This is a genomic window from Nocardia mikamii NBRC 108933 (assembly GCF_001613505.1).
GTDB lineage: Bacteria > Actinomycetota > Actinomycetes > Mycobacteriales > Mycobacteriaceae > Nocardia > Nocardia mikamii.
Genome location: NZ_BDCM01000030.1, coordinates 1 through 23,120 on the forward strand (window position 1 = coordinate 1; position 23,120 = coordinate 23,120).

At 64.3% G+C, this 23,120-nt stretch carries 19 protein-coding genes and 2 pseudogenes; 12 read left to right on the forward strand and 9 right to left on the reverse strand.

Going from position 1 to position 23,120, the window contains the following annotated elements; all coding sequences use genetic code 11:
* On the reverse strand, positions 1 to 2,628 hold a 2,628-nt coding region (locus NMI01S_RS35240), incomplete at its 3' end, for an ATP-binding protein (RefSeq protein ID WP_157126508.1).
* Positions 2,629 to 3,174: 546 nt separating this feature from the next.
* On the opposite strand from NMI01S_RS35240, the gene NMI01S_RS35590 reads away from it, so the two are divergent.
* Both NMI01S_RS35590 and NMI01S_RS33115 read left to right on the forward strand, forming a co-directional pair.
* Positions 3,175 to 4,479 carry a DNA/RNA non-specific endonuclease gene (locus tag NMI01S_RS35590; RefSeq protein WP_146102187.1) on the forward strand — a complete coding sequence of 435 codons (1,305 nt, stop codon included), beginning with the start codon at positions 3,175 to 3,177 and terminating at the stop codon, positions 4,477 to 4,479.
* A 27-nt stretch (positions 4,480 to 4,506) separates the two neighbouring features.
* Positions 4,507 to 5,103 carry an SMI1/KNR4 family protein gene (locus NMI01S_RS33115; RefSeq protein ID WP_063002691.1) on the forward strand — a complete coding sequence of 199 codons (597 nt, stop codon included), beginning with the start codon at positions 4,507 to 4,509 and terminating at the stop codon, positions 5,101 to 5,103.
* A 267-nt stretch (positions 5,104 to 5,370) separates the two neighbouring features.
* Here NMI01S_RS33115 and NMI01S_RS33120 read toward each other — a convergent pair whose 3' ends face one another.
* Entirely contained in the window at positions 5,371 to 5,625 is a 255-nt protein-coding gene (locus tag NMI01S_RS33120) for a MerR family transcriptional regulator (protein WP_063002692.1), read from the reverse strand.
* 548 nt (positions 5,626 to 6,173) lie between these two features.
* Between NMI01S_RS33120 and NMI01S_RS33125 the strand changes: the two genes are divergently transcribed.
* Positions 6,174 to 6,377, forward strand: a complete 204-nt coding sequence (locus tag NMI01S_RS33125; protein ID WP_030518586.1) for a cold-shock protein — start codon at positions 6,174 to 6,176, stop codon at positions 6,375 to 6,377.
* 1,002 nt (positions 6,378 to 7,379) lie between these two features.
* Here the strand turns inward: NMI01S_RS33125 and NMI01S_RS33130 are convergent.
* The 4 genes and pseudogenes from NMI01S_RS33130 to NMI01S_RS33140 form a co-directional block, all read right to left on the reverse strand.
* Positions 7,380 to 8,309, reverse strand: a pseudogene (locus tag NMI01S_RS33130) (IS701 family transposase); the annotation flags it as partial.
* Positions 8,231 to 8,677 carry a nitroreductase/quinone reductase family protein gene (locus NMI01S_RS34605; RefSeq protein ID WP_084513481.1) on the reverse strand — a complete coding sequence of 149 codons (447 nt, stop codon included), beginning with the start codon at positions 8,675 to 8,677 and terminating at the stop codon, positions 8,231 to 8,233. The pseudogene NMI01S_RS33130 and the gene NMI01S_RS34605, both read right to left, overlap by 79 nt.
* Before the next feature lie 574 nt (positions 8,678 to 9,251).
* Positions 9,252 to 9,749, reverse strand: a complete 498-nt coding sequence (locus NMI01S_RS35245; RefSeq protein ID WP_167669984.1) for an EthD domain-containing protein — start codon at positions 9,747 to 9,749, stop codon at positions 9,252 to 9,254.
* 4 nt (positions 9,750 to 9,753) lie between these two features.
* Positions 9,754 to 11,031, reverse strand: coding sequence for an NADH:flavin oxidoreductase (locus NMI01S_RS33140; protein WP_063002694.1), 1,278 nt, complete (start codon positions 11,029 to 11,031; stop codon positions 9,754 to 9,756).
* 113 nt (positions 11,032 to 11,144) lie between these two features.
* Here NMI01S_RS33140 and NMI01S_RS33145 point away from each other — a divergent pair, with 113 nt between their 5' ends.
* Both NMI01S_RS33145 and NMI01S_RS33150 read left to right on the forward strand, forming a co-directional pair.
* Positions 11,145 to 11,549, forward strand: a complete 405-nt coding sequence (locus NMI01S_RS33145; RefSeq protein ID WP_063002695.1) for a hypothetical protein — start codon at positions 11,145 to 11,147, stop codon at positions 11,547 to 11,549.
* Positions 11,550 to 11,590: 41 nt separating this feature from the next.
* Positions 11,591 to 12,301, forward strand: coding sequence for a hypothetical protein (locus NMI01S_RS33150; protein ID WP_157104108.1), 711 nt, complete (start codon positions 11,591 to 11,593; stop codon positions 12,299 to 12,301).
* A 36-nt stretch (positions 12,302 to 12,337) separates the two neighbouring features.
* On the opposite strand, the gene NMI01S_RS33155 is transcribed toward NMI01S_RS33150, so the two are convergent.
* Positions 12,338 to 13,735 carry a wax ester/triacylglycerol synthase family O-acyltransferase gene (locus NMI01S_RS33155; RefSeq protein WP_167669985.1) on the reverse strand — a complete coding sequence of 466 codons (1,398 nt, stop codon included), beginning with the start codon at positions 13,733 to 13,735 and terminating at the stop codon, positions 12,338 to 12,340.
* 244 nt (positions 13,736 to 13,979) lie between these two features.
* On the opposite strand from NMI01S_RS33155, the gene NMI01S_RS33160 reads away from it, so the two are divergent.
* The 7 genes from NMI01S_RS33160 to NMI01S_RS33190 are packed head-to-tail and all read left to right on the forward strand — an operon-like array spanning position 13,980 to position 21,398.
* Positions 13,980 to 14,843 (forward strand): alpha/beta fold hydrolase, encoded by an 864-nt coding sequence (locus tag NMI01S_RS33160; protein WP_063002736.1) that lies wholly within the window; start codon positions 13,980 to 13,982, stop codon positions 14,841 to 14,843.
* Positions 14,844 to 14,845: 2 nt separating this feature from the next.
* The gene (locus NMI01S_RS33165; protein ID WP_063002737.1) at positions 14,846 to 15,874 is read left to right on the forward strand and encodes a VOC family protein; all 1,029 of its coding nucleotides are present in this window, start codon (positions 14,846 to 14,848) and stop codon (positions 15,872 to 15,874) included.
* Entirely contained in the window at positions 15,871 to 17,688 is a 1,818-nt protein-coding gene (mhpA, locus tag NMI01S_RS33170; protein WP_084513472.1) for a bifunctional 3-(3-hydroxy-phenyl)propionate/3-hydroxycinnamic acid hydroxylase MhpA, read from the forward strand. Before NMI01S_RS33165 ends, mhpA begins: the two co-directional genes overlap by 4 nt.
* The gene (locus tag NMI01S_RS33175) at positions 17,685 to 18,488 is read left to right on the forward strand and encodes a 2-keto-4-pentenoate hydratase (protein WP_063002698.1); all 804 of its coding nucleotides are present in this window, start codon (positions 17,685 to 17,687) and stop codon (positions 18,486 to 18,488) included. Before mhpA ends, NMI01S_RS33175 begins: the two co-directional genes overlap by 4 nt.
* Entirely contained in the window at positions 18,485 to 19,450 is a 966-nt protein-coding gene (locus tag NMI01S_RS33180) for an acetaldehyde dehydrogenase (acetylating) (protein ID WP_063002699.1), read from the forward strand. The genes NMI01S_RS33175 and NMI01S_RS33180 overlap by 4 nt, the downstream gene beginning before the upstream one ends.
* Positions 19,450 to 20,448, forward strand: a complete 999-nt coding sequence (gene dmpG, locus NMI01S_RS33185) for a 4-hydroxy-2-oxovalerate aldolase (RefSeq protein WP_439955931.1) — start codon at positions 19,450 to 19,452, stop codon at positions 20,446 to 20,448. Before NMI01S_RS33180 ends, dmpG begins: the two co-directional genes overlap by 1 nt.
* Entirely contained in the window at positions 20,445 to 21,398 is a 954-nt protein-coding gene (locus NMI01S_RS33190) for an amidohydrolase family protein (RefSeq protein ID WP_063002701.1), read from the forward strand. Before dmpG ends, NMI01S_RS33190 begins: the two co-directional genes overlap by 4 nt.
* 12 nt (positions 21,399 to 21,410) lie before the next feature.
* Here NMI01S_RS33190 and NMI01S_RS33195 read toward each other — a convergent pair whose 3' ends face one another.
* Together NMI01S_RS33195 and NMI01S_RS33200 are read right to left on the reverse strand one after the other, a co-directional pair.
* Positions 21,411 to 22,049 carry a TetR/AcrR family transcriptional regulator gene (locus tag NMI01S_RS33195; RefSeq protein WP_063002702.1) on the reverse strand — a complete coding sequence of 213 codons (639 nt, stop codon included), beginning with the start codon at positions 22,047 to 22,049 and terminating at the stop codon, positions 21,411 to 21,413.
* Between the two features lie 259 nt (positions 22,050 to 22,308).
* Positions 22,309 to 23,028, reverse strand: a pseudogene (locus tag NMI01S_RS33200) (SDR family oxidoreductase); the annotation flags it as partial.
* Positions 23,029 to 23,120: the final 92 nt, after the last annotated feature.

The following is a 23,120-nucleotide window of genomic DNA, read 5'->3' on the forward strand; positions in this document are numbered from 1 at the left end:
ATGCCCATGGAGAAGCTGGACGAGCGCCTTGGTGACCCAGTCACGCATGAACCGATTGGGCGAGGACAGGAGCCAGCAGAGCGGGATCGCGGCAAGTTCGACAACTTCAGCCGAGTAGCTCAAATACGGCCCAGCCGCCGCCCAGCGGGCGAGGCGAGCTACGGGACCGAAGGCGTCCATCAACTCGTCGTAAGTTGCAATGCCAAAGTCACTGTCACGCTCTGGCATTCGTCTGTCGGTCAGATACTTGTGCAACCCGAACGCGTTCAACCTATTTCCAGGTTGGGGCGCCAGGATGAATAAAGCGCGATAGAGTTCAGCACGGGTGATGCAAAGTTGTGCATCGTTCAGCAGGTCTATCGTACGTTGAGTAATTGCCTCGGACCGGCGATATGGCAACGTTTCCACAAGCGTGCTGTAAACCCACCGCACCCGCCAGTCGATGCCATCGTCCGCGTCGTCGTCATCAGGGTCGCTCCTCATCTGGAGTCCCAAAAGATCTGGCAGCTCGACCTTGTATTCCTCCGGGAAGAAGACGGTGGCAGCCTCCCGGATTCCGAAGCTGCACTCGCTCCCGAGCCATTCTCGTAGTTGCAAATCGTGCAATGGGTCCGCTGACAGAGCCACACGGCGCTTCAAGAGCAAGAAATCAGAAAAGGCTTGGAAGACAATTCGGATGCCCTCTTCGAAGTTTCCATCACCGAGGTACATTTTCTCTCGGGTCAGCACGCCTTCTTCCTGAAGGAGGCCAAGGATACGAATGGGATCGTCGCTTGATTCTTGCACGACTGCGCGAACAACTGGCTCAACGGCAGCCAGGCTCATGGCTTCTTGGCCCACTCGCGACAGCTCATCGAGGATGGCGTCAAGCACTTGGATGACCTGGGATCTGGCCGAGCTGAGCTCATATCCCGACGTGGCGGTTGGTCGCAGGCGCCGCGAAACAGTCGAAACTTTAGCATTGAGATATCGTTCGAATATCTCAATGCGACCTTGATGACCGGCTAACGGTGGAGGCGAGTCGGTCGAAGCAAGGCTTTCACAATAGAGGCGTAAGAACAACGGAAGCGTGAATTCAGGTGTTAACAGCGGAATCTTCGGTGCTTCGAGATGGTAATGATCGAAGTACCTCTGCGCCGCCTCGACTTCCCGCTCGGCAAAGCCGGGGTGTTGCTGATTCACATAACGGGAGCTTTCGATATCATCGCAGACAACTTCCCGATACGTATCCCTGCAACTAACGGCTAGAGCCACGTGTGGGTACCGAGAGATGGCGGCCCGCAACCGCGGTAAAGAGGTGCGCCAAAAATCTGGCGGCGTCGTGTCGTTCAGCGCATCGATGAAGACAACAAAGCGCCGACCCGTTGTTGATGCTGCTTCGCCGGCAGTATCCATCGCATTGAGCAGTACGTCTGATCCGTGCGCAGGGAGACCGAGTTGGTCAGCGATACTGATCCACAGGTCACCTCGACCAAATTGCGCTCCAGCAAGGAACACAGCAGGTCGGTCAGCGTCGAGCGCCCGCCGAGTTGCGTCGAGCAGCAGATGCGTCTTCCCAGCACCCGCCTGTCCGGTCAAGAAGTACGCTCGATTGAGGAAGGACCTTCCAGTCGTGGACTTGAGCCAATAGTCAAGGTCATCTATCGCAGCACGCAGCTTATAGGCACCTCTTAAACTTATCAGCTCCGAAGGCTTCTTGACCTCCGATTGTTCTTCCTTCGGCAAATCGCGCCATTGTTGGTCGGCTTGCTGGAGATGCTCATATAGCAGAATAAAGTCGGCGCGGAATTTTTCCATCTCCAAAAGGAGTGGTCCCAGAGTGGCGTTATCGTCCCCGGCTTGGAGATCGAGCAACTCGGCGACAGCCCTCAAACGACCGGAAGCGTCGCGCAGCGAGCTCACCTTCGACGTAATGGCCTCGTCTTCGTGTTTGGACCAGAGATCTACGTGCGCTGCGTTGGATGCGATACTACGCCGTAAGTGGTCAAAGGCATCGACAATGGACTGATCGAATCCGAGCGCTAGAAGGTCATCTTGAATTGGAATGTCGATCTGAAGATCGGGCCGATACTTCTCGGTTGCAGCGTCTACTTGCTCCCGATACCGCTCTTTTAGCCAATCCGAACCTAGGACAACTTGGTCCCACCAAAACCAGCGACGGCCCCGGTGTTCTGGCTTTGCCAGTTCGTCTAGGAGATCGCTCTCTTGCTTGAGGCAGAACTCAATCTTATCAGCCCCCTTTATTTCCTTCTTCCAAGTTCCTACCTTGTCCAGATATTTCTGTCGCTGCGACTTCCGTTCACCGCCACTGGTACCAGTCGATAGATTCCATGATATTGCAAATGTTAGTTTGCGGAGGTCGGTGCGCTCTTTGGCAACCCGCTTAACGGAGTCCGTCATAGCGGTCAGGAGAGCGTCGATGCCTGATACGTGTTTCGCCTGCCAGCCCCACTCGGTACCATCGGGAAGTGTGGCGTACCATTCAACCCCACCGTCGGGGTTGCCAGTTCGGATTGCGTGTGTCCCTGTGGGAACCTGGTCCTTCAGCAGCTGGTAGGAGAGTTCTTCAAAAGCTCGGCTCTGTTCGCCGTTCCAGGTTCGCAGGGTGTTGAAGCTGAGTTCGGCCACCCTAAGCTCCAACCTTCCGGGCCGAGGTTCGGCTATCCACTAGCAGATCCTGTGCACGCAGTGCGACAAGGTCTGAGGCAGATCCATCAGCGACAAGACCGTTCCCAGCGTGCTCAAGCTTGTTCATGGCATCCTCCCGGGTTCTCGCACCTCTTGCCGCGTCTCAAGGCTATCGTCTGACCCGCCAACCATGTTTCAGGCGTCGTGCTGCAGCAGGGAGACCGCTCCGTAGGCGGTGGTGCGCACGGGTGAGCTGGTCCTGGGCGGCCAGGGCGAGAGCGGCGGACATAGTGGTCTCCTTCGAAATCTGTTGTGGCACTTCCCGTCACCGGGGCGATGGCCGGGGCTGTCGTGTTCGATGGATCTACTGTGTCCGGCCTTGCTAACAGCGCACTGACTGCGGCCTGACGCGGTCACTAACACGGGGATCGGTCCCGGGCCCGCGAGAGCCCGCGCCCGGTAACGATTTGGTGCGGCTCTTGACCGGTCGTGCGGCGGTCTGTTTGGCTGGCGGCACGAAGTTCGGGGGAATTTGGGGGGAACCAAATGTCTTCATTGCCTGTGCGTTTCGCGCGCGCGTTCATCATCGTGCTGGTGTGGCTGGCCGCGGTGGCCGGTCTGCTGGCGCCGTCGGCGGTCGCGGATACGGTCGATTGCGATGCCTTGGTCGCTCAGATCGAGGCGCACAATCAGGCGGCGGCGGTCCACAACGCGAACCCGCCCAATCCGAATGATCAGGCCGCGGTCGCCGCCTACAACGCCGAGGCCGACCGCGGTAACGCCGAGGCCGCGCAGCTGGATGCGCAAGCCCAGCAATGCCGTTCGCAAGGCCACGACGTACCTCAGGTCGGCGGCGCACCACCGCCGAATACACCGAACCCGGCACCGGCGCCACCGCCTGGCTCACCTGCGCCCACCCCGGGGCCTGCTCCGGCTCCGTCGCCGGCGCCGGCGCCGAAGGTTCCGGCTCCTCCGGCGTTGCCGCCGGGTGGGGGTGCGCCGGGGTTGAAGGCGTCGCCGGCCGCGCCCGCGGCACCGGTGGTGGGTCAGCCGTTGCCAGTTCCGGTGCGCCCGTCGCAGATCCTGTCGCCGCCGACGATCCGGCCTGGCACCGCCTACAACCCGGCCACCGCCGCTGGAGCCACGCTCAAGGCGCCGTCACCGTTACCTGGTAGCGCGGCAACGAATCCGCGGTTCACCCCAGCCCCGAACGAACCGCTGCAAGCACCAGGACTCAACACCCCGGCCGGTCAGCCCGGCATGACCAGCACGCAGCAGGAATTCTTCGCGTCCGCGCCGCGGCTGTTGGATGTGGCCAAAGCGGTACCGACACCGTCGAATTCAGGCAACGGCCAGATCTACCGGCTCCCCGACCTGACCGGCAGCGGCGCGACCAGTAACTCCGGTCCCGCCCTCTACGCCGGACCAGGAAACACCCGCGCGATCGCGGGCCCGCTCGACACGCTCGGCCGCCCGACCGGCTCCTACGGCTATCTCGACGCCGCCGGCGCCAAGAGCCCGCGCACCGGTGTGCCGACCATCAACGTGCCCGGCGCCACCATCCCCTACCAGCGAGGACATTTGTGGCCCAACCAGTACGGCGGGCCCGGCAACGTCCCGCAGTTCCTCGCCCCGGAACTTGGGTCCACCAATACTGGCGCGATGCGCGTCTACGAGCGGTATCTCGGCCAGGTCGTCCAAGGCCAGGCGGCCGGGGTGCCGGCGCAGAACGTCACCTACATCAAGGTGCCGATCTACACCGACGACAAAGTCATCCCCGACTACTACCTTCTTCAGGCGTGGGGCGACCAGGGCTGGAACCTGCCACCGACCTACGTGCAGAACTTCTGACATACGGCGAAGGGAAGAACGGGCACGATGACCGCACTCGACGAGCTCACGACACTGCTCCCGCCACCAGCGGGCGCCGGCCGCTCCTTCGACTGGACCACGGTGGAGCAGCGACTGGGCGTGACCGCGCTCCCGGACGATTTCAAGACGCTGCTCGGCGTGTACGGGGATGTGCGGTTCTGCAACGCGCTGCGCCTGTACCGGCCCGCCGAGAGCCCGTGGCTGGATCTGGCCGAGGTCACCCTCGCCGCGCGAGAACCTCTCGCCGACACAGAATTCGGCGAACCACCGGCCGAGATTCCAGCCGGGGTGTCGATCGATCCGGCAACATTGGTCCAGTGGGGCGGTTCCTTCGGCGGCGACTACTGCCTGTGGGACGCCCATGACCCCGACCCGGCGCGGTGGACGCTGGTGTTCACCGACATCGACAAACTCGACTGGGGCTTCTACTCCGGCACCGTCACCGAATACCTGCTTGACTGGCTGCGCGGCCGCGCCGCGCCGATCCCGTTGTGGGGCCTCGACGCCGTCCTGCCCGACGGCGGAGCACCGTTCGCTGAGACCTACGACCCCACCGACTTCACCGGCGCGGTCACCGACCGCATCAACGCGACCGCCCACTGATCCTGTCCCTGCTGGGACACGCCGAAACGCCGCCAGGTGATACCTGGCGGCGTTGGTGTTGGTGAGTCGACGTCCAACATGCGCCTCTCGGCGAGTGGTCGCTCGAAGCGACGGATGGGGTGCGGCCCGGGGCTGTCCGGACGCCGACAGCGCATACAACCCGGTAGGTCGGCGAACTATTCCACCGGCTGCAGGGCGCCCATCCTGTCGGCCTGGGCTGCACTCCCGGTGCCACAGCCCGGGACCATGCCGTGAGGTCGGCCGGGGTCAGTCTTGTTGGGTGAGTTTGGCGTTGAGTTCGAGGGCTTCGGCGAGCTGGTCTTCGAGGATGATGATCCGGCAGGCCGCCTCGAGGGGGGTGCCTTGGTCGACGAGTTCGCGGGCGCGGGCGGCGATACGCAGCTGGTAGCGCGAGTAGCGGCGGTGCCCGCCGTCGGAGCGTTGGGGGGTGATGAGTTTCGCCTCGTCCAGGGTGCGCAGGAACGCTTGGGTGGTGCCGAGCATGTCCGCGGCCCGGCCCATCGTGTAGGCGGGGTAGTCGTCGTCGTCGAACTTCTCGTTCGCGGTGGGTGATTCAGAAATCGTGCGGCCTCCATACGCCGAAGCGCCCCGGTGCCATGGGACACCGGGGCGCTGAAAGGGGGGAATGTACTTTCGTCTTCCGACATGTAACCGAAGCGTCGGAGATCACACGGACCACATGTACTTCCGAGTGACCCGACGGGCAACTCCTCCCTTCTCCTCACGGGGTTACTTCAACTTCCCTTGCACTTCTCATTTCTTGCCCGGCGGGCGGCGAGACCGTCGTACTCGCTGGTCCCGCAGCCGCACCCGCCGTCTTCCCTCTCACGGGCAGTTCATCATCTCCCGTGCAATCTGGACACTTTCTTCGCTACCAACGAGACAGAAGCTACCGCAGTATTCGATGGATGTCTACTGTCGCCGCTACAGCTTTTTTGGGTCCGCGTCGGCGGGCCCTCCCGCTGGGTCGCGGGGTGTGGCATGGTGGAAGCCGGGTACGGGTTGTTGCAGTGATCGCCCGGCTCGCAACAGGAAGTTACGAAAAGTACATGTCACAAGGCACCGTGAAGTGGTTCAACGGCGAAAAGGGCTTCGGGTTCATCGCCCAGGATGAGGGCGGCCCCGACGTTTTCGTCCACTACTCCGAGATTTCCGGCTCCGGCTTCAAGTCCCTGGATGAGGGCCAGCGAGTCGAGTTCGAGGTCGGCCAAGGCCAGAAGGGCCCGCAGGCCCAGAGCGTCCGCGCCATCTAGAGCCGACAGAGAGTGAAGCCCGCACCGATGGTGCGGGCTTCCTTGCTTTCCGGACCCGGCACCAGCGGCTCACGCTGGGCGGATCCGACCGGCGCGGGCCGGCCGGCTCAGGTAGGTGGGTGTTAACCGGCAGGTTTCCTGGATCGGCTGAGCGATCTCGGTGGCTAACGCGAGTCATCCACTGAGCTAGGACGGACGTTCGTCGGGTGTGGATCATCGAGATCCACTCTCGCAGACTGCCACAACCGTCTCCATGCGTTCAGCTGCAACAGTTCACTTTCTGTGACGCCGTGCCTCCTCGCCACGTCGATCAGCGTCATCAGCACCGGCTCCACCAAGAAAAAATTCGATCGCTGCTGCCGTCTTCGAATCAGCGGCACGAAGTCCTGTCGCAGGACCGGCGCGCCGGATTGGCGGCGGCGCCGAAGGCAGGGTAGGGGGCACCGCTGCTGGTTGTGGTGCTGAGTTCTTGGCGTATTTTTGGTGAATCTACGCCGGTGCAGAGATGCAGGTCCCGAATCGATGGTCTGACCTGGGAAGTAAGTGCGCCATCAGGGACTCGAACCCCGAACCCGCTGATGGAGAGTGCTAGCGAAGGCGCAGGTTGGGTTCCAGATCTCAACGCAGGGAACAGGTTCTGGGATCAAGTAAAGCAGGCGGACACCCGAGCGCAACCTGCGTGGTTGTGCATGGACGTCGAACGTGGCGGTCTGGAAAGTTTGGGGAAATCTTGGTGGCGGGGTCCAATCGGCGCACCTCGCGTGTGTGGTAAGCGTCAGGAGGTAGTACGAGGAGTCACTCGGCGCCAGCCCCGTCCGTATACCTAGTACTGCAACGGCAGTTAGGTGAGTGGTCGGTCTCGGCGTCGGTAGTGGCCGAGTCGGGCTTGGTGTTGTCGGCGGCGGCGCCAGCTCGACCATGCCCAGACATGATCGGCGGAGTGTCTGTGATGCAGGACCAGGAGGGTGAGCAGGCGCCGGATCTCCGGTAGCGTGAAGGCGATCATGCCTTCGTCATGAACTCCGAGTCCCCCTTTGTGGCAACGGCTTTGGATGCGGCGAGCCAGGCCAGGGCGAGCATGGACAAGGTGATGTGGGCATACCATGGCCGGAAGGACCGGACCTGGTAGTGGTCGAGTCCAGCTTCGTTTTTCCCCTGCTGGAACGCTTCCTCGATGTGCCAGCGTGACCCTGCGACCCAGGCGAGGTCGGTCAGGGTGGAGCGGCGAGGCCCGTAGCAGACGTAGTAGGCGATCTGCTCAGGGTCGCTGATCGAACGCCGGGCCAGCACCCAGTGACCGCGGCCGGGCATCCACTCGATACGGATCGGCAGACGCGCCCAGTCGTATTCGCGAGGTCCGTGCGCTCCCGCGCCGACAGACAACCGCTGCCACGCCCGCGCCGGCAAGCCCGCGATCAGGGTGTCGGCGCGGTCCTCGCCGCACTCGGTGGCGATGAGGGTGTCGTTGCGGCGCGTGGCCATCACGTGCGCGACGTCGTGTTGTTCGAGCCAGACCCGCAGGTATTTGACCTGCCCATAGGCTTCGTCGGCGGTGAACCACCGGAACGGAACCCCGGCTTCGAGGGCCCGGGCCAGCATCGCCATCGCCTGCCGCGGCTTGGTCGCGAACTCGACGTCATCGGGAATACCCGCCGCGCGGCAACGGTCACGGTCCTCGATCCAGGACTGCGGGATATACAACTCCCGATCGATCAACGCGTGCCCGTGTTTCGACGCGTAGGCCAGGAACGTGCCGATCTGCGAGTTCTCCGTCCGCCCGGCCGTGCCGGAGTATTGGCGCTGCACGCCGGCGGACTTGAGGCCCTTTTTCAAAAATCCGGTCTCGTCGCAGATCAGGACACCGTCCGGGTCGCCGAGATGCTCCACCACATAGTCGCGGACATCGTCGCGGACCCCGTCGATGTCCCAGGATCGTCCTCGATCTTGAAGGTTGTTGCCGCCGCGCGGGCATAGGCGTTGAACCGAGCCAGATCCTCGGCGGTCAATGCGCCAACTGTCGCGCGCCCTGTACGCCATCGGAACCAGACCCGCAGGCGCACAGTCGGGTCCGCTTCGATGTTGCGCACCCAGTCCGTCCGACGACCGTGAAGGCCGAGCAACAGCATGCTGTTGCCGTCCATCGGTCCGCGTACCAGTGGCCGGCGCCGCGGCAATCCGCTTTTGCGGCCCGTTGTTTCGAGCACTACCCACCACGGGTTCACAGGTGCCAAAAAACGCACCCCTGGACCGGTCACACGCCAGAACGCTACTGCAGCGCCGGCTCTCGTAGTCCCCACCATGGCCTCGACAGTAATGAGCCTGTTCGTACCCGGAACACCACCCGCGGACGGGAGTCGTTTCCTACTCGGGTAGGAGCGACTGCCCAATCGCGTTGGCAGCGAGGCCACCGAAACGAGCTCCCCGCCCCTCCGACTGGCAGTCCGTGGAAGCAGGCGTTCCGGGAACGGCCCGCTTTCGGCAGAAAAGGATCGCAGACACACCGACCCCAGGTTCGACAGCTTCGAGAACTGCAACTACCGTGATCCGGAACCTGTTGTGAGCCAACGCGTAACGACGTCGATGACCTCCGCTCGATATTCCTGGCTCGTCGGGTCCAGGTACTGCGGATCATCATGAACTGCGAACCCGTGCTGCGATCATTGCGAGCGCTGGGTGCTACCCCTCTGATCGCAGGATGTGGCGGAGGTCGGGTTCAATCAGCCCTGGAACTCTCCCTGCCGACGAGCGGCGAGAGTCCGCCACAGTTCGTGTTCTTGATCTGGTGGCGAGGAACTTGCTCGGTGTCGATTGATCGTGAATGCCTTCGGGATCGGCGAAGCGCTGCAACCGTTCGTTGTCGAGTGGCTCCAGTGGCTAGCCGATCATTACGTACTCCTTGGTCATGAAGTATGAAGAACGGGGCAGGTCGACGAACTCCTTCTCGTTGTCGGCCAGCGTTTGGTTGGCCTGTATCCCGGCGGGGGTGGCGATCGCAGCGATCAGTTCTTGTTCGGAGGGGAACCAGACTTCGGTGATGCCGTCGTAGGCTGGGCCAGTGTTGTGGGACGCGGCGATGGTGGTGTTGAGGGCTGTGTCTATCGTGTGACTTTGGATGTAGCGGGTCGCGCCGAGGGTTGTGAGGGCCTTGATGGCGATGGGTGCGTGGACATTGAGCCAGTAGTCGTTGAACTGGTCGGGCGTCATGTCCAGTCGACGGCGGAGGACGCACACCAGTTTGACCTGTCCGCCCGTTGGGGTGTCAGCGGCCGCCATGGGCAGATGAGATGCCAGGACGGCAGCGAGTCCCGCCGCTGCCGCGCCGCCGATGAACGCGCGCCTCGAGCTTGCGGCCCGGAATGTGTTCTCGTTCAATATCTCATCCTTGTTCTTGGTGGGAATTCGTGCGCGCGATGCGCAGCATTGTTTCGCGTTGTGCGCGAATGTCGTTGCTGTAGCAGTCGATTCGTGATCCGCTGAACCGGGCGATGCATCCGTTGCAGTAGCCGCAGACAGGGTGTTCGAGCAGGTCTCCGGTGACGGCGCGGTATAGGTAGGGATCGGCGATGAAGGCTCTGGCTGCCGAGACGGCATCGGCGCTGCGACTGCTGATGGCCGCCTCCATGGCCTCCTTGGTGTGGAAGCCGCCGACCGCGATCACGGGAATGTCGAGCGCCTCGGTGAAGCGGCGGGCGTAGGAGAGGTTGAACCCCTCCTGGGGAGGACGCAGGTGTCGAGCCACTCGTTCGACCAGCGGGGCGGCGGCTCGGATCGCGAGCTTGCGGATTCGAGGGGACTGCATGCCGGCTCCGGCGGTGACGCTCGCCTTCAGGAAGCCGCGGTAGTTGCCCTGGACCATGCCGGGCCACGACTCGTAGTGGCCGCGTGAGATCTCGATGGCGTCAGCGCCGCCGTCCTGCAGCCACTGTGCGACTCGGACCAGTTCGGTTGTCGTCGCGCCGCGTCGCAGGGGCAGATCGTCGGTGCCGTTCATCTTGACGAGGATGGGGTAGTCGTCGCCATGTAGTCCCCGCATGGCGTGCAGGACTTCGAGTAGCAGGCGGGCGCGTGCGTGGAGGGGACCGCCGTATTCGTCCGAGCGCCGATTGGTATGTGGGGTGAGGAATTGGCTGAGCAGGTAACCGTGGGCCGCGTGGATCTGGACGCCGTCGAAGCCGGCCTCTCGCGCCCTGACGCTGGCCGCGACGAAACTCTGGACGACACCGGGGATTTCGTCGATCCGTAGCGGTGAGGGCTTGGTCCCGTACAACGGTTCGCGGACGTTGGATGCGGAGACGATGCGATCCGCGCCCGGGGCGAGCTTCGCGATCTGCCGTCCGCCGTGATTGAGCTGAGCCACCAGCTTGCTGCCCCCGGCGTGGGCGACCTCGACCCACTCGCGCAGGCCCGGGATCTTGTCGTTGTGGTCGATTCCCGCTTGCCTGCCCGCTGATTTGCCTTGAAGCGAGATGTAGAGGTTGCCGGTGACGATCATCGGCGTTCTTGCCGCCGCCATCGGCTCGTAGAAGGACAGTAGATCATCAGTGACGAAACCGTCTGTGGTGGCGCGGGTTTCGCTGGTCGCCGACTTATACAGACGCCCTTCGACGCGCATGGTACCGATCTCCAGAGGTTCGTTCAGTAGGCCGGCGGCCATCTCGGACCCCTTTCCGGTTGTGCTGCATTCGATCAAGTGTGATGAGGTTATCAGCTAGGCGTAATGTGATGCTAGGATCACAGCTGATTGATTCATCATTAGGAGCATCTGAAATGCACGGAGATCTCGCCGGGCGCGTCATTGCAGCCGACGTCCGGGACCTGGGCTCGCTCTGTACGGCCTTGGCAGCGGTCGAGGACCGATTCGGGGGTTACGACACGGTGGTCGTCAACACCGGCGTCGGCGTCCCGCATCGCACGTTCCGGACCGGTGAGGCCGCCCACGAATACGAGAAGATGGTCCCCCGTCTGCGCGAGCGCCAGGTCACCACGCAGTCCATCGGGACAGCGATGGCCGCGGCCATGGTGACTCGTACCGATACTCTGGTGTTTCCAGCGAGGTGGCGAGCGCTCGAGATGCTGCGCGGGATCTGGTCGACACTGAGGGTGCAGGCTTTGTCCCGCAGCAGACAATTCGCCGGGGTTCTGGCCCTCGCCGACAAGGAGAGTGGACGATGACGGACTGCATTCGCACGAGCTCGGCGCTGTATCCGGTGTCGTTGCGTGACGACATGCCACGCGAAGTCGCCACGGCCTACTGGGCCGGCCCGCATGCTGAGATCGTCAAGCAGCATCCGCACCTCCTTGAGTACATCCAACGCCAATTTTCGCCCACCGACCACGGGTATTGGCCGGCGACGCCGCGAGTGGGAACCCTGGTTGCGCCGTCGTGGCGAATGGACGGATTCGCTGAGGTGCGGTTGCGCAGTCTGGCCATCGCTGCCCTGACCACGCCGTTGCACATGCGGGGGGTCTTCCTCGATGAGCAGAACGTGTTCCAGCGCGTGTTCGGTCACCTGACCGGCCCGCATGGTGGACGGTGGTGGACTGCTGGTCATGACGATGCCGAGTTGCACCGGACCGCTGTGTTATTGCGGCGACGCCGCGGTGTGAGCGGACGCGCATTCCGTCGCTTCGTGCACGCGGAGCTCGGCCCTGCCCTGGATGCGGCGGGCGCGCGCGACCTCAGGACGTACACGTTCCTTCCGTACACTCCACTCGCTCACATGACTCCCGGTGTCTCCCATGATAATCCGGCGTCCCGCGAGTACCACGGTGCGCTGGTGATCGGTGCGAGCAGTCGCGATCACCTCGTTGAGCTGATGGACTCGCGGGGGGTGTCGGCCGTCATCGGCGATCAGGCCCGCGTGCTCACCGCGGCGCACGCCTACACGGTCGAGCGGTCGGTCGCCGTGATACACAATCGATGACATCACCGCCGCTCGGTTCCTGGCTCGGGGTAGCTTTCACGCGGGACGGCCGCGATCGGGAATTACAGTGGCGTAATGGTTTTCGAGTTCGTCCATCGCGGTCTCGAGATAGCGGGTGAAGAGATGAACCTGGGATAGCGTGGGCCCGCCCGCGGTGAAGCCCAGGTGCATCCGCCCGTCGTAAGACACCGCGGTGATGTTGAGCCCCTCGCCTCTGAACAATAGTGACAGCGGATACAGAGCGACCATCCGTGCTCCGGCGAGGTAGCGGGGCCGGTCCGGGCCTGGGACGTTCGAGATGATCATATTGAACATCGGCGCGCAGCGCCCGACCGCGCGGGGGATGAGTTGCCGGAGCGTGTGCGGCGCCATGGCAAGGATCGAGTGGCTCACGAGGGCCTCGTGTGGCAGGGTCGCCAGATGAGCTTTCGCGGCCGTGGTCGAGCGGGAAATGACCGACAGCCGGATGCCGGGATCGGACTGGTCGGTGGCCGAGTCGACGAACATGATGCCCACCGAACTCCTCGACGATCCTGGCGATGCATTGATCGAGGTCGGGCAGCCGATCACCAGCGGGCTTGCGGGCAATCCGCCGATGTCGAGCAGATATCGGCGCAGTGCGGCGGAGCAGACTGCCAGCACGACGTCATTGACGGTGCTGCGGCTCAGCTTCGACAGCAGCTTGACCCGGTCCAGCTCGATCGACGCGGTGCAGACGCGACGATCCGGAGCGACATCACCGGAATTGAGGGGCGATCGCGGAGCCTGGAACGGACCGACCAATGGTGAATCAGTGCGCCCAGCCCTCCACAAGCGGGCGGCGGCCCGCAAAGATGTGATCAGCACTCGGAACCGGCTGGGCCGTGCCGTGTTGTCGGCACTGTCGGGCCCGGGGTGAGCTGTCCTGCGCAACGCCCACACCGGATCCGGAATTCGGGACCCGGCGTCGGTGGCCAGGGATCGGGCGAGCAGGCGTACCGCGTCGACGCCGTTGATCAATGCGTGATGGACCTTGAGGTACACGGCGAACCGGCTGTGCTGCAGGCCGGCGATCACGTGGACCTCCCACATCGGGCGACGCTCGTCGAGCGCCATCGAGTGCAGGTGGGAAATGAGCTGTGCCAGTTCGTCTTCGCCGCCGGGAGCGGGCAATGTGTGCTCCAGCAGGTGGTAGTCGATCTCGACGGTGTCCGCCGCGTGCAGCCGGGCTCGCCGTGGGAAACGGCGTGCCCTGATCAGGGTTCTGAATCGCGGCTCCATGTCGGTGCGGTTCCGGAACGCGGTCGCGATACGCCGCGCGGCCAGGTCGGCTGGCTCGGCGTCGGATTCGAAGATCGCCAATGCCGCGACATGCATCGGCGTTTCCGGTGAATCGAGCCAGGTCCAGAACGAATCGTCGACCGCGAGGTGGTGGCGGCTCGGTGGACTGCCCACAGTGTCCCCCTTCATGCGCGTGCGCGCTCGACAGTGAATTCGAAGCGACGTCAGCGGCGCATGAAGTTATCTTTTGATTATTTCATCATGTATGACGTCGTCAGTCAAATTATGAAGACGTCTGCGATCGACGAGGCCCATGCGTCCCCGCCCGTCGGGGGAATTTTGACGTTTTCATCAGTTGCTACTTGACAGGACGTTGATCGTAACTGATGATTTCATCAATAGAGCCGTGGAGGTAGTGATGACGAGCATCGACAAGGGTGTCGGGACCGGGCGGACGGTCCGGGTCGGCGGGCGTGAGCTCTTCTTCAGCGAGACCGGATCCGGTCCGGTTGTGGTTTTGTTGCACGGAGGTGGGCCGGGCGCGACCGGGTTGTCGAACTACTCGCGCAACGTCGAGGCGCTGGCGCAGCGGTTCCGGGTGATCATTCCGGACATGCCCGGTTACGGGCGGTCGGAGAAGTGGGTCGATCAGTCGGATCCATTCGGCTATCTCGGGCGTGCGGTCGGCGGACTGCTGGACGAACTCGGGATCGCCTCCGCGCATCTGATCGGCAACTCCTACGGTGGCGCTGCGGCCCTGCGGCTGGCGATCGATCGACCGCAAAAGGTCGGCAGGATGATCCTGATGGGTCCCGGCGGTGTCGGCACCACGCGTGCACTGCCGACCGCGGGCCTGCAAGAGCTGTTGAACTACTATCCCGGTAGCGGGCCGAGCCGCGAGAAGATCACCCGGTTCATCCGTGAGTTCCTGGTTTTCGACGGCGCCGCGGTGCCGGTGGAACTCATCGAGGAGCGCTTCCGGGCCAGCATCGACCCCGAAGTGATCGCTCATCCGCCGCTGCGTCGTCCGTCCGGCCCGCTGGCGCTGCGCACCTTGTGGCGCATGGACTTCACCCGGGACTCGCGCCTGAAGAAGGTCGCCCAGCCCACGCTGGTGATCTGGGGTGCCGACGACAAGGTGAACCGGCCCGACGGCGGCCGGATGCTGGCGGAGGCGATGCCGAACTGTGATCTGTACCTCGCCGCGAATACCGGGCACTGGGTGCAGTGGGAACGTGCGGAGCTGTTCAACACCTTGGCCACCGCGTTTCTCGAGGCGTGATCATGAGCCAATTCCTGCGTCCCGGTAACGATGGCTCGGTATTCGGTGCGGTGCATCTGGGATACATTGTCGTGCAGTCTCATTGGATGGCCGATTGGCAGCGCTTCGGCGCGGACGCCATCGGCATGCACGTGGAACGCCTCGACCTGGACACGCTGCGTTTCCGGCTCGACGATCGGTCCTGCCGCTTTCTCATCCGACGCGGCCCCGCGGAGGACGTCACGGCACTGGGTTGGCAGGTCGATGATCACGAGACCTTCGACCGCATCATCGCGCGGGTCACCGCCCGGGGCGTGCCGATCGACGAAGGCACTCAGGAGGAAGCGGCGCTGCGCGGTGTGGAGCGGTTGTGGCGTTTCGCCGGGCCGAAAGGCATTGCGCAAGAGATTTTCACGGTCCCGGTGACCACCCCGGAACCGCTGCGGATGCTCAGCTCCGGCTGGGTCACCGGCGAGGCCGGGATGGGGCACGTGGCGATCGTGTCCCGTGAACCGGAGGCGATGCGCGGCTACTATCAGACGGTCTTCGATTCCCGGCTCAGTGATTACATCGACGAGAACGTCTCCGGACTGAAGATGAAGATCCGGTTCCTGCGCGTCAACGAACGGCATCACTCGATCGCTATCGCCAACATCCGCGGGATCAAGATCGACCCTATCCGAACTCGGGTGCAGCACATCAATATTCAGTCCGCGAGCCTCGATGACATGCTCGCCTCGTTTCAGCGAGTGACCGATCTGGGATTCCGCATGCAGTGGTCGGTGGGACAGCACACCAACGACCGTGAGCTGTCCTTCTACTGCGTGACCCCTTCGGGATTCGAGCTGGAGGTCGGCTGGAACCCGATCGTGATCGGGCCCGAGCTCGAATCCACCTGGGAGCCGACCACTTATCAGGGGATCAGCATCTGGGGCCACACCACCGTGGGAGAGACAGTGCTGGCCAAATTCGCGCAATTCCGTCAGGCCCTACGGACCGCGTCCACCCCCGAGATCACCGTGCCCGAACTGGCAGGAGGACTGACGAGATGAACACTGTCGACTACGACGTCGTGGTCGTCGGGCTCGGACCCACCGGCCTCACCCTCGCCAACCTGCTGGGTCGGCGCGGGGTGAGCGTATTGGTGCTGGAACGTGAGCCCGAATACTACGGGATGGCCCGCGCCGTCTATACCGACGACGAGGGCATGCGAGTCTTTCAAACCGCCGGTGCGGCAGAGGAACTCGCTGCGGACATGAACATCGATTCGACCGTGCAGTGGGTGCGAAGTGATGGATCGGTGTTGGTGCAGTTCCATCAGACCGAGCGGCGGCTGGGGTGGCCGGTGGTCAACTTCCTGTACCAGCCGTATCTGGAGAACACCCTCGAGCGTGCCCTCGAGCGCTACCCGCATGTGACCGTGCGGCGTGGGCGTGAGGTGGTGGAGTTCGACCAGAACGCCGACGGTGTCAGCGTCGAGCATGCCGAATGCCGGGGCACCGACTACGGCAGGCGCGCCACCGAACCCGACCCGCGCACCGCCGAGCGAGTGCACGCGAAGTTCCTCGTCGGCTGCGATGGTGGTCGCAGCGTCGTGCGTACGAAACTCGGCATCGATATGACCGGCACCAGCTTCCCGGAACGCTGGCTGGTAGTGGACCTGAAGGCGAAAGACGGCGTGGACGCCTTCCGGCATTTGCCCTACTTCGACTTCGTCTGCGACCCCGAGTTGCCGATCGTGTCGTGTCCGCAACCGGGCGGGCATCACCGATTCGAGTTCATGCTCACCGAGTCGCAGACCAAGGAGGAGATGGAGGACCCGGACACCGTCCGCCGCCACATTTCTCGCTATGTCGACCCGGACGAGGTCGAAGTGCTGCGCAAGCTGGTCTACACCTTCAACGCCGTGATCGCCGAGCGCTGGCGGGTCGGCCGAATCCTGATCGCCGGCGACGCCGCTCACATGACCCCCCAATTCATCGGGCAGGGTATGAATGCCGGTGTCCGCGATGCGGACAACCTGTCGTGGAAGCTGACGGCGATCATCAAACAAGGTGCCGACCACCGGATTCTGGACAGCTACCAATCCGAGCGTGCCCCGCACGCCAAGGCGATGATCGATCTGTCGGTGTTCAACAAGGCTCTGGTCTCCATCGACAACAAGCTGGTCGCCGGGGCTCGGGATATCGCGCTCACCACCGCGTTGCGAGTGCCCGGTCTGGGCGGATGGATCCGTGCGGCGAAGATGAAGCCGGGTCCGCGATTCCGTCACGGTGCTTACCTGGGTTTGCCCCGCCGCGGGTGGCGTGGATGGCGCGGGGTGGAGGGCACACTGGCCCCGCAGCCGGAGGTACGGACCTACGACGGCCGTCTGTGCCGCTTCGATGACGTGCTCGGCTTGGGTTTCTCGGTCCTCGGCTACGGCGTTGATCCGCGCGCCGCGCTGAGCGGCGAGGACCTGGCAGTCTTGCGTGCGCTGGGCGCCCGGTTCGTCACTGTGTACCCGATCGGTGGACGACCGCAGGGCTCGCCGGGCGATGGGCGCACCAGCGGTACGGATTTCGCCGACATCGAGGACCACACGGGCACACTGTCCCGATGGTTCACCAAGGCCGGCGTCCGCGCCGGGGGACTGCTGCTGTTGCGCCCTGACAGATTCGTCTTCGGCACCGCCACGGCAGGCAGTGGCGGGCCATTGATCGCAGAACTCTTCCGGCAACTCATGGGGACGGCGGCCGAGCCTGCCGAATCCGGTCCGGACACGGCAGATTCCGCCCTGGCGATCTCGGATTCGATACCGACGCCATCGGGCTCGAACCCGTCGATCGCGGAGCCTTCCAACCACCGCTACGAGGAGGCTCGATGACTACGACAACGGGGGTGCGGGCAGCTGCGCAGCGTCTGGACAGTGCCACTGTCCTGGGAGTCCCTGTCCCACCGGTGCGCGATCTGATCGGACCCGAGGATCTGGAGTCGGCGTACGCAGTGCAGAGCCTGGGTACCCGCAGACGGCTCGCGGCGGGCGAGCGGGTCGTGGGCCGCAAGATCGGGCTCACCTCACCGGCGGTGCAGCAGCAACTGGGTGTGAACCAGCCCGACTTCGGGGTCCTGTTCGACACCATGGACGTCGCGCACGCGCCGCTGGCGCGACGTCCTCGATTGCTGCAACCGAAGGTGGAGGCCGAGCTGGCGTTCGTGCTGAGCGCCGATCTCGACCTCGAGCAGCTGGACGCCATCAGCGTGCGCGGCGCGGTGGAGTACGCGGTCGCAGCCTTGGAGATCGTCGACAGTCGCATTGCCGACTGGGACATCAGTTTCGCCGACACCGTCGCCGACAATGCGTCCAGCGGGTGGTTCGTGCTCGGCACCGAGCGGCTCTCGCTCGAGGAGTTCGAGCCGCGCGAGATCGCAATGAACATGACCGTCGATGGCGAGATCGTCTCCACCGGAACGGGTTCGGCCTGTCTGGGTGATCCGCTCAACGCGCTGGCGTGGCTGGCTCGTACCGCCCGCGATTTCGGGCAGCCGCTGCGAGCCGGTGAGATCGTGCTCTCGGGCGCGCTCGGCCCTATGGCGGCGTTGCGCCCAGGAGCCCTGGTCCGGTCCGAGATATTCAGTGGCACACAGACACTCGGTGCCGTCGACTTCACGTGGGAGCAATCATGAGTCGTACCAAAGTCGCCGTCGTCGGGTCGGGTAATATCGGAACCGACCTGATGTTCAAGGTGCTGCGCCTGTCCGGCACTCTCGAGATGGCCGCCGTGGTGGGTATCGATCCCGCCTCCGATGGGCTCGCGCGCGCCGACCGGCTGGGCGTGCCCACCACCGCACACGGTGTCGATGGCCTGATCGCCATGCCGCACTTCGGCGACATCGACATCATCTTCGACGCCACCTCCGCCGGCGCACACCGGGCCAATGCGGCCGCGCTCGCGCCCTACGGCAAGCGCCTGATCGACTTGACCCCCGCCGCGCTCGGCCCGTTCGTGGTGCCCGCGGTCAACCTCGACCAGCACTTGGACGCACCGAACGTGAACATGGTGACCTGCGGCGGGCAGGCCACGATTCCGATCGTGGCCGCCATCTCCCGGATCACCGAGGTGCCTTACGCCGAGATCGTCGCCTCGATCGCCTCGAAGTCCGCCGGGCCCGGCACACGGGCGAACATCGACGAGTTCACCGAAACCACATCGCGCGCCATCGAGGTGGTCGGTGGCGCGGCGGGCGCGCGGGCGATCATCATCCTCAACCCGGCCGAGCCACCGCTGATGATGCGCGATACCGTGCTGGCTCTGATCAATGATCCGGATTCGGAACACGATGTGGCCGTACGGGAATCGATTCACGCGATGGTCGCCGCGGTGGCGGCCTACGTGCCCGGCTACCGGCTCAAGCAGGACATCCAGATCACCCCCTTGGCCCCGGACGCCGCACTGCGCACGCTGGTCGGCGACACCGCCGTCACCCACCAGGTATCGGTGTTCCTCGAGGTCGAGGGCGCGGCCCACTATCTGCCCGCCTACGCCGGAAACCTCGACATCATGACCTCAGCGGCGCTGCGAGTCGCCGAACGCCTCGCCGTGGCGGCATTGCCGGTTGCGGCCTCGACCACCTCGGAGAGTGTGTGATGACAGAAGTCTTCCTGCAAGACGTGACGCTGCGCGACGGCATGCACGCGCTGCGGCACCGCATCACCCCGGCCACCGTCGCGGCGGTCGCGGCCGCGCTGGATGCGGCCGGGGTCGATGCCGTGGAGGTCGCGCATGGTGACGGCCTGCACGGCAGCAGCCTCACCTACGGCCCGGGCAGCCACACCGACTGGGAATGGCTCGGGGCCGCCGCCGAGGCGCTGACCCATGCGCGGCTCACCACCCTGCTGCTGCCGGGCATCGGGACCACCGACGATCTGCGCCGCGCCTTCGATCTCGGCGTGCGGTCGGTGCGTGTGGCGACCCATTGCACCGAGGCCGACATCGCCGCCCAGCACATCGCCTACGCGCGCGACCTCGGCATGGATGTGTCCGGATTCCTGATGATGAGCCACATGAACACACCCGGCGGCCTCGCCGCGCAGGCCAAGCTTATGGAATCCTATGGTGCACAGTGTGTTTACGTCACCGACTCCGGTGGGCGGCTCACCATGGACGGTGTGCGCGACCGGGTGCGCGCCTACCGCGAGGTGCTCGACGAGCACACCGAGATCGGCATTCACGCTCATCAGAACCTCTCTCTGTCGGTCGCGAACAGCGTCGTCGCCGTGGAGGAGGGCGTGACCCGCGTGGATGCCTCGCTGGCAGGCTTGGGTGCGGGAGCGGGCAATACGCCGCTGGAGGCCTTCGTCGCCGTCGCCGATCTGTCCGGCTGGAAACACGCGGCAGACCTCGATGCGCTCACCGACGCCGCCGACGACCTGATCCGGCCACTGATGCAGTGCCCGGTGCAGGTCGATCGCGAGACACTGACCCTCGGCTACGCCGGCGTGTATTCCAGCTTCCTCCGCCACGCCGAAAAGGCCTCCGCGACATACGGAGTCGACGTCCGGACGCTGCTGACCGAAGCAGGTCGCCGCGGACTGATCGGCGGCCAGGAGGACATGATCGTCGACATCGCCCTGGATATGCGATGACCGCCGACCGGGTCGATGTCCATCAGCACATCGTGCCCCGAGACTACGCAGACTGGTTGCGCGAGAACGGCGTCGTCGCACCGGGCGGGCGCGATCTGCCGGACTGGAGCCCGGAAACCGCACTCGCACTGATGGATCGACACTCCATCGCCACCGCGATCCTGTCGCTGTCCACACCGGGTACCCATCTCGGCGACGACGGCCCTGCGCGCGTGTGGGCGCGGCGAGTCAACGACACCGGCGCCGACCTGGTGCGCGAGCACCCGGACCGGTTCGGGTTGTTCGCCACCGTCCCGCTGCCCGACGTCGAGGGATCGGTGCGGGAGATCGCCCACGCATACGACGAGCTGAACGCCGATGGTGTGGTGCTGCTTGCGAACTCGCACGGAATCTATCTGGGCGATCCACGCCTCGAACCGGTCATGGCCGAGCTCGATCAGCGGGCCGCCGTGGCATTCGTGCACCCCTCGGATCTGCCGGGCCCCGAGGTCGCGGGGATCCCGCCCTTCGCGGCCGACTTCCTCCTCGACACCACCCGCGCTGCAACCAATCTCGTGCTGCGAGGTGTCCCACAACGCTATCCGAACATCCGCTTCATCTTGTCTCACGCGGGCGGGTTCGTGCCCTATGCCGCCCACCGCATCGCCGCCGCGATCACTGCCGAAACCGGGCGTAACCCACTCGAAACCCTCGCGGACCTCGCCGGCTTCTACTTCGATACCGCCCTATCGGCGAGCCCGGCCGCACTGCCGAGCCTACTGGCCTTCGCCGAACCCGGACATGTCCTCTTCGGCTCCGACTGGCCATTCGCGCCCGACCTCGCCGTCGGCTATTTCACCGGCCAACTCGACGCCTATCCCGGGCTCGAAGACACCGGCCGTGCAGCGATCAACCGCGGAAACGCGCTCGATCTGTTTCCCCGCCTGGCGAAGGAGTACCTTCACCGCTAGCCATACGAACCCTCAGAGCTGCGGCTGTGGCGGCAACGGGTTGGTGGTCAGTTTCTGTGCGGCGCGCTTGGTCATCCCGAACATGCGCAGCACATGGAACGCCATCTCGTCGGTCAGTGCGTCGACGTCCGCATCCGGTCGTGCGTCGAGCAGCTGCAACAGCCCCAGCAACGCGCCGCCCGCGGCCATGATCGCCGTATCGGGGTCCATCGGCTCGAACCGTCCCGCCTCCTGCGCGGCGATGATGTCGCGGCGGGCACGCGGGGCCAGACCCTCATCGCGTAACAACACCGACATCCCGGAGTTCAGGATCACCCGAACGCCTTCGGGAATCTGCCGCTGCAACCGTCCGGTCATACGGAAGCTGACCGTGAACACCTCTGCCGGATCGTCGTAGAGCGCAACGATCTCGTCGCGCATCTCGCTGTAGACCTGCAACACCGAGCGCACAGCCTCGTCGAAAAGCTCTTCCTTGGAGGTGAAGTGGTTGTAGAACGACCCGAACCCGACATCGGCGGCATCGGTGATCTCCTGAATGCTGACCGCGGAGCGCCCCTCCGACAAAAACTTCCGCGCCGCCCCCAATAGAGCGTTGCGGGTGCGTTCCCGGCGCCGATCGATGCGATTGCGCGCCACGGGCTCTGCCGCCATTGGTTCCCTCTCCATCCCGATCGTTACCAGAATCGTATCTGACGAAAGTATCAGAGTCGATCGTGGGCGGGATCGATGGTTGTGGCGTGCGCGACATCGAACCGGCGATCCGCATGCCGCCTTTGTTCGGTGTCGTGATCGGAGACGAACCTATGGCGGACAGTGGCGCGTAGTACCCGCTGGGTGGAAGGGTTCGGGCGGCCTGGGCGGCCCGGGCCGATGGCGCTGTCTTCATCGAACAAGTGGCTGATCGCCCTCCTCAGCTCATCTTCGCAACCAGACGCAAGGGTAGGTAACGCAGCGCGAATCCGAGGGCAATCCACGGCCAGGTGGGAACTTTCGCCTCGGCGGTCTCATGTTCGATGGCCTTCACCATGGCTCGCACGCCCTTCTCGGTCGAGGACATCAGCGGTGACTTGGTGGCCCGCGCGCTCAACTCCGACTCGATGTACCCGGGATACAACGTGGTGACAGTGATCGGTGACGCGAGCGTGTCGGCGCGAATGCCCTCGGCGAGGGCTGCGGCACCAGCCTTGGTCGCGGAGTAGATCGACATGAAGCCTGGTAGCCCGCGCAGCGCGCTGATCGACGAGACCATCACCAGGTGGCCGTGGTTCTGGGTGTGGAAGATCTCCATCGCCGCCTCGCACTGTGCCAACGCCGCGATGAAATTTGTGTTCGCGGTCCGCAGATTCGCGTCGAAATGGCCGGTACCGATCGGTTGGCCCTTGCCCATTCCCGCATTGACGATCACCCGGTCGATGCCGCCCAGTTCGCGCTCGAACCCGCGAAATACCGCGAACACCTGGTCGTGGTCGTTCACATCCAGCTGCGCGACCGTCACGGTGATGCCGGGGTGTGAGCGCAGCAGTTCGGTGCGCAAACGCTCGAGTCGCTCGACGCGACGGGCGCACAGTACGAGATTCCTTCCGCGGCAGTCGTGTGTCCGGACGGCATTGTGCAGAAAGCCGAAAGAAGCGTCTGGCCTTTTGTGCGTCGATGCCCCGAGTCCCTGTGGATATGGGCTTCCACACGCTGATCGTGGCCGCCGACTCCCACCGGTGTTGACGA

Bases quoted from the DNA above. Each gene is read 5' to 3' on its own strand.
- NMI01S_RS33190 (WP_063002701.1), top strand. From the start codon at position 20,445: ATGACCGCCGACCGGGTCGATGTCCATCAGCACATCGTGCCCCGAGAC.
- NMI01S_RS34605 (WP_084513481.1), bottom strand. From the start codon at position 8,677: ATGGTGGGGACTACGAGAGCCGGCGCTGCAGTAGCGTTCTGGCGTGTG.
- NMI01S_RS33145 (WP_063002695.1), top strand. From the start codon at position 11,145: ATGCACGGAGATCTCGCCGGGCGCGTCATTGCAGCCGACGTCCGGGAC.
- NMI01S_RS33120 (WP_063002692.1), bottom strand. From the start codon at position 5,625: ATGGGCCGGGCCGCGGACATGCTCGGCACCACCCAAGCGTTCCTGCGC.
- NMI01S_RS33175 (WP_063002698.1), top strand. From the start codon at position 17,685: ATGACTACGACAACGGGGGTGCGGGCAGCTGCGCAGCGTCTGGACAGT.
- NMI01S_RS33115 (WP_063002691.1), top strand. From the start codon at position 4,507: ATGACCGCACTCGACGAGCTCACGACACTGCTCCCGCCACCAGCGGGC.
- NMI01S_RS33160 (WP_063002736.1), top strand. From the start codon at position 13,980: ATGACGAGCATCGACAAGGGTGTCGGGACCGGGCGGACGGTCCGGGTC.
- NMI01S_RS33165 (WP_063002737.1), top strand. From the start codon at position 14,846: ATGAGCCAATTCCTGCGTCCCGGTAACGATGGCTCGGTATTCGGTGCG.
- NMI01S_RS35590 (WP_146102187.1), top strand. From the start codon at position 3,175: ATGTCTTCATTGCCTGTGCGTTTCGCGCGCGCGTTCATCATCGTGCTG.
- NMI01S_RS33140 (WP_063002694.1), bottom strand. From the start codon at position 11,031: ATGGCCGCCGGCCTACTGAACGAACCTCTGGAGATCGGTACCATGCGC.
- NMI01S_RS33125 (WP_030518586.1), top strand. From the start codon at position 6,174: ATGTCACAAGGCACCGTGAAGTGGTTCAACGGCGAAAAGGGCTTCGGG.
- mhpA (WP_084513472.1), top strand. From the start codon at position 15,871: ATGAACACTGTCGACTACGACGTCGTGGTCGTCGGGCTCGGACCCACC.
- NMI01S_RS33195 (WP_063002702.1), bottom strand. From the start codon at position 22,049: ATGGCGGCAGAGCCCGTGGCGCGCAATCGCATCGATCGGCGCCGGGAA.
- NMI01S_RS33180 (WP_063002699.1), top strand. From the start codon at position 18,485: ATGAGTCGTACCAAAGTCGCCGTCGTCGGGTCGGGTAATATCGGAACC.
- dmpG (WP_439955931.1), top strand. From the start codon at position 19,450: ATGACAGAAGTCTTCCTGCAAGACGTGACGCTGCGCGACGGCATGCAC.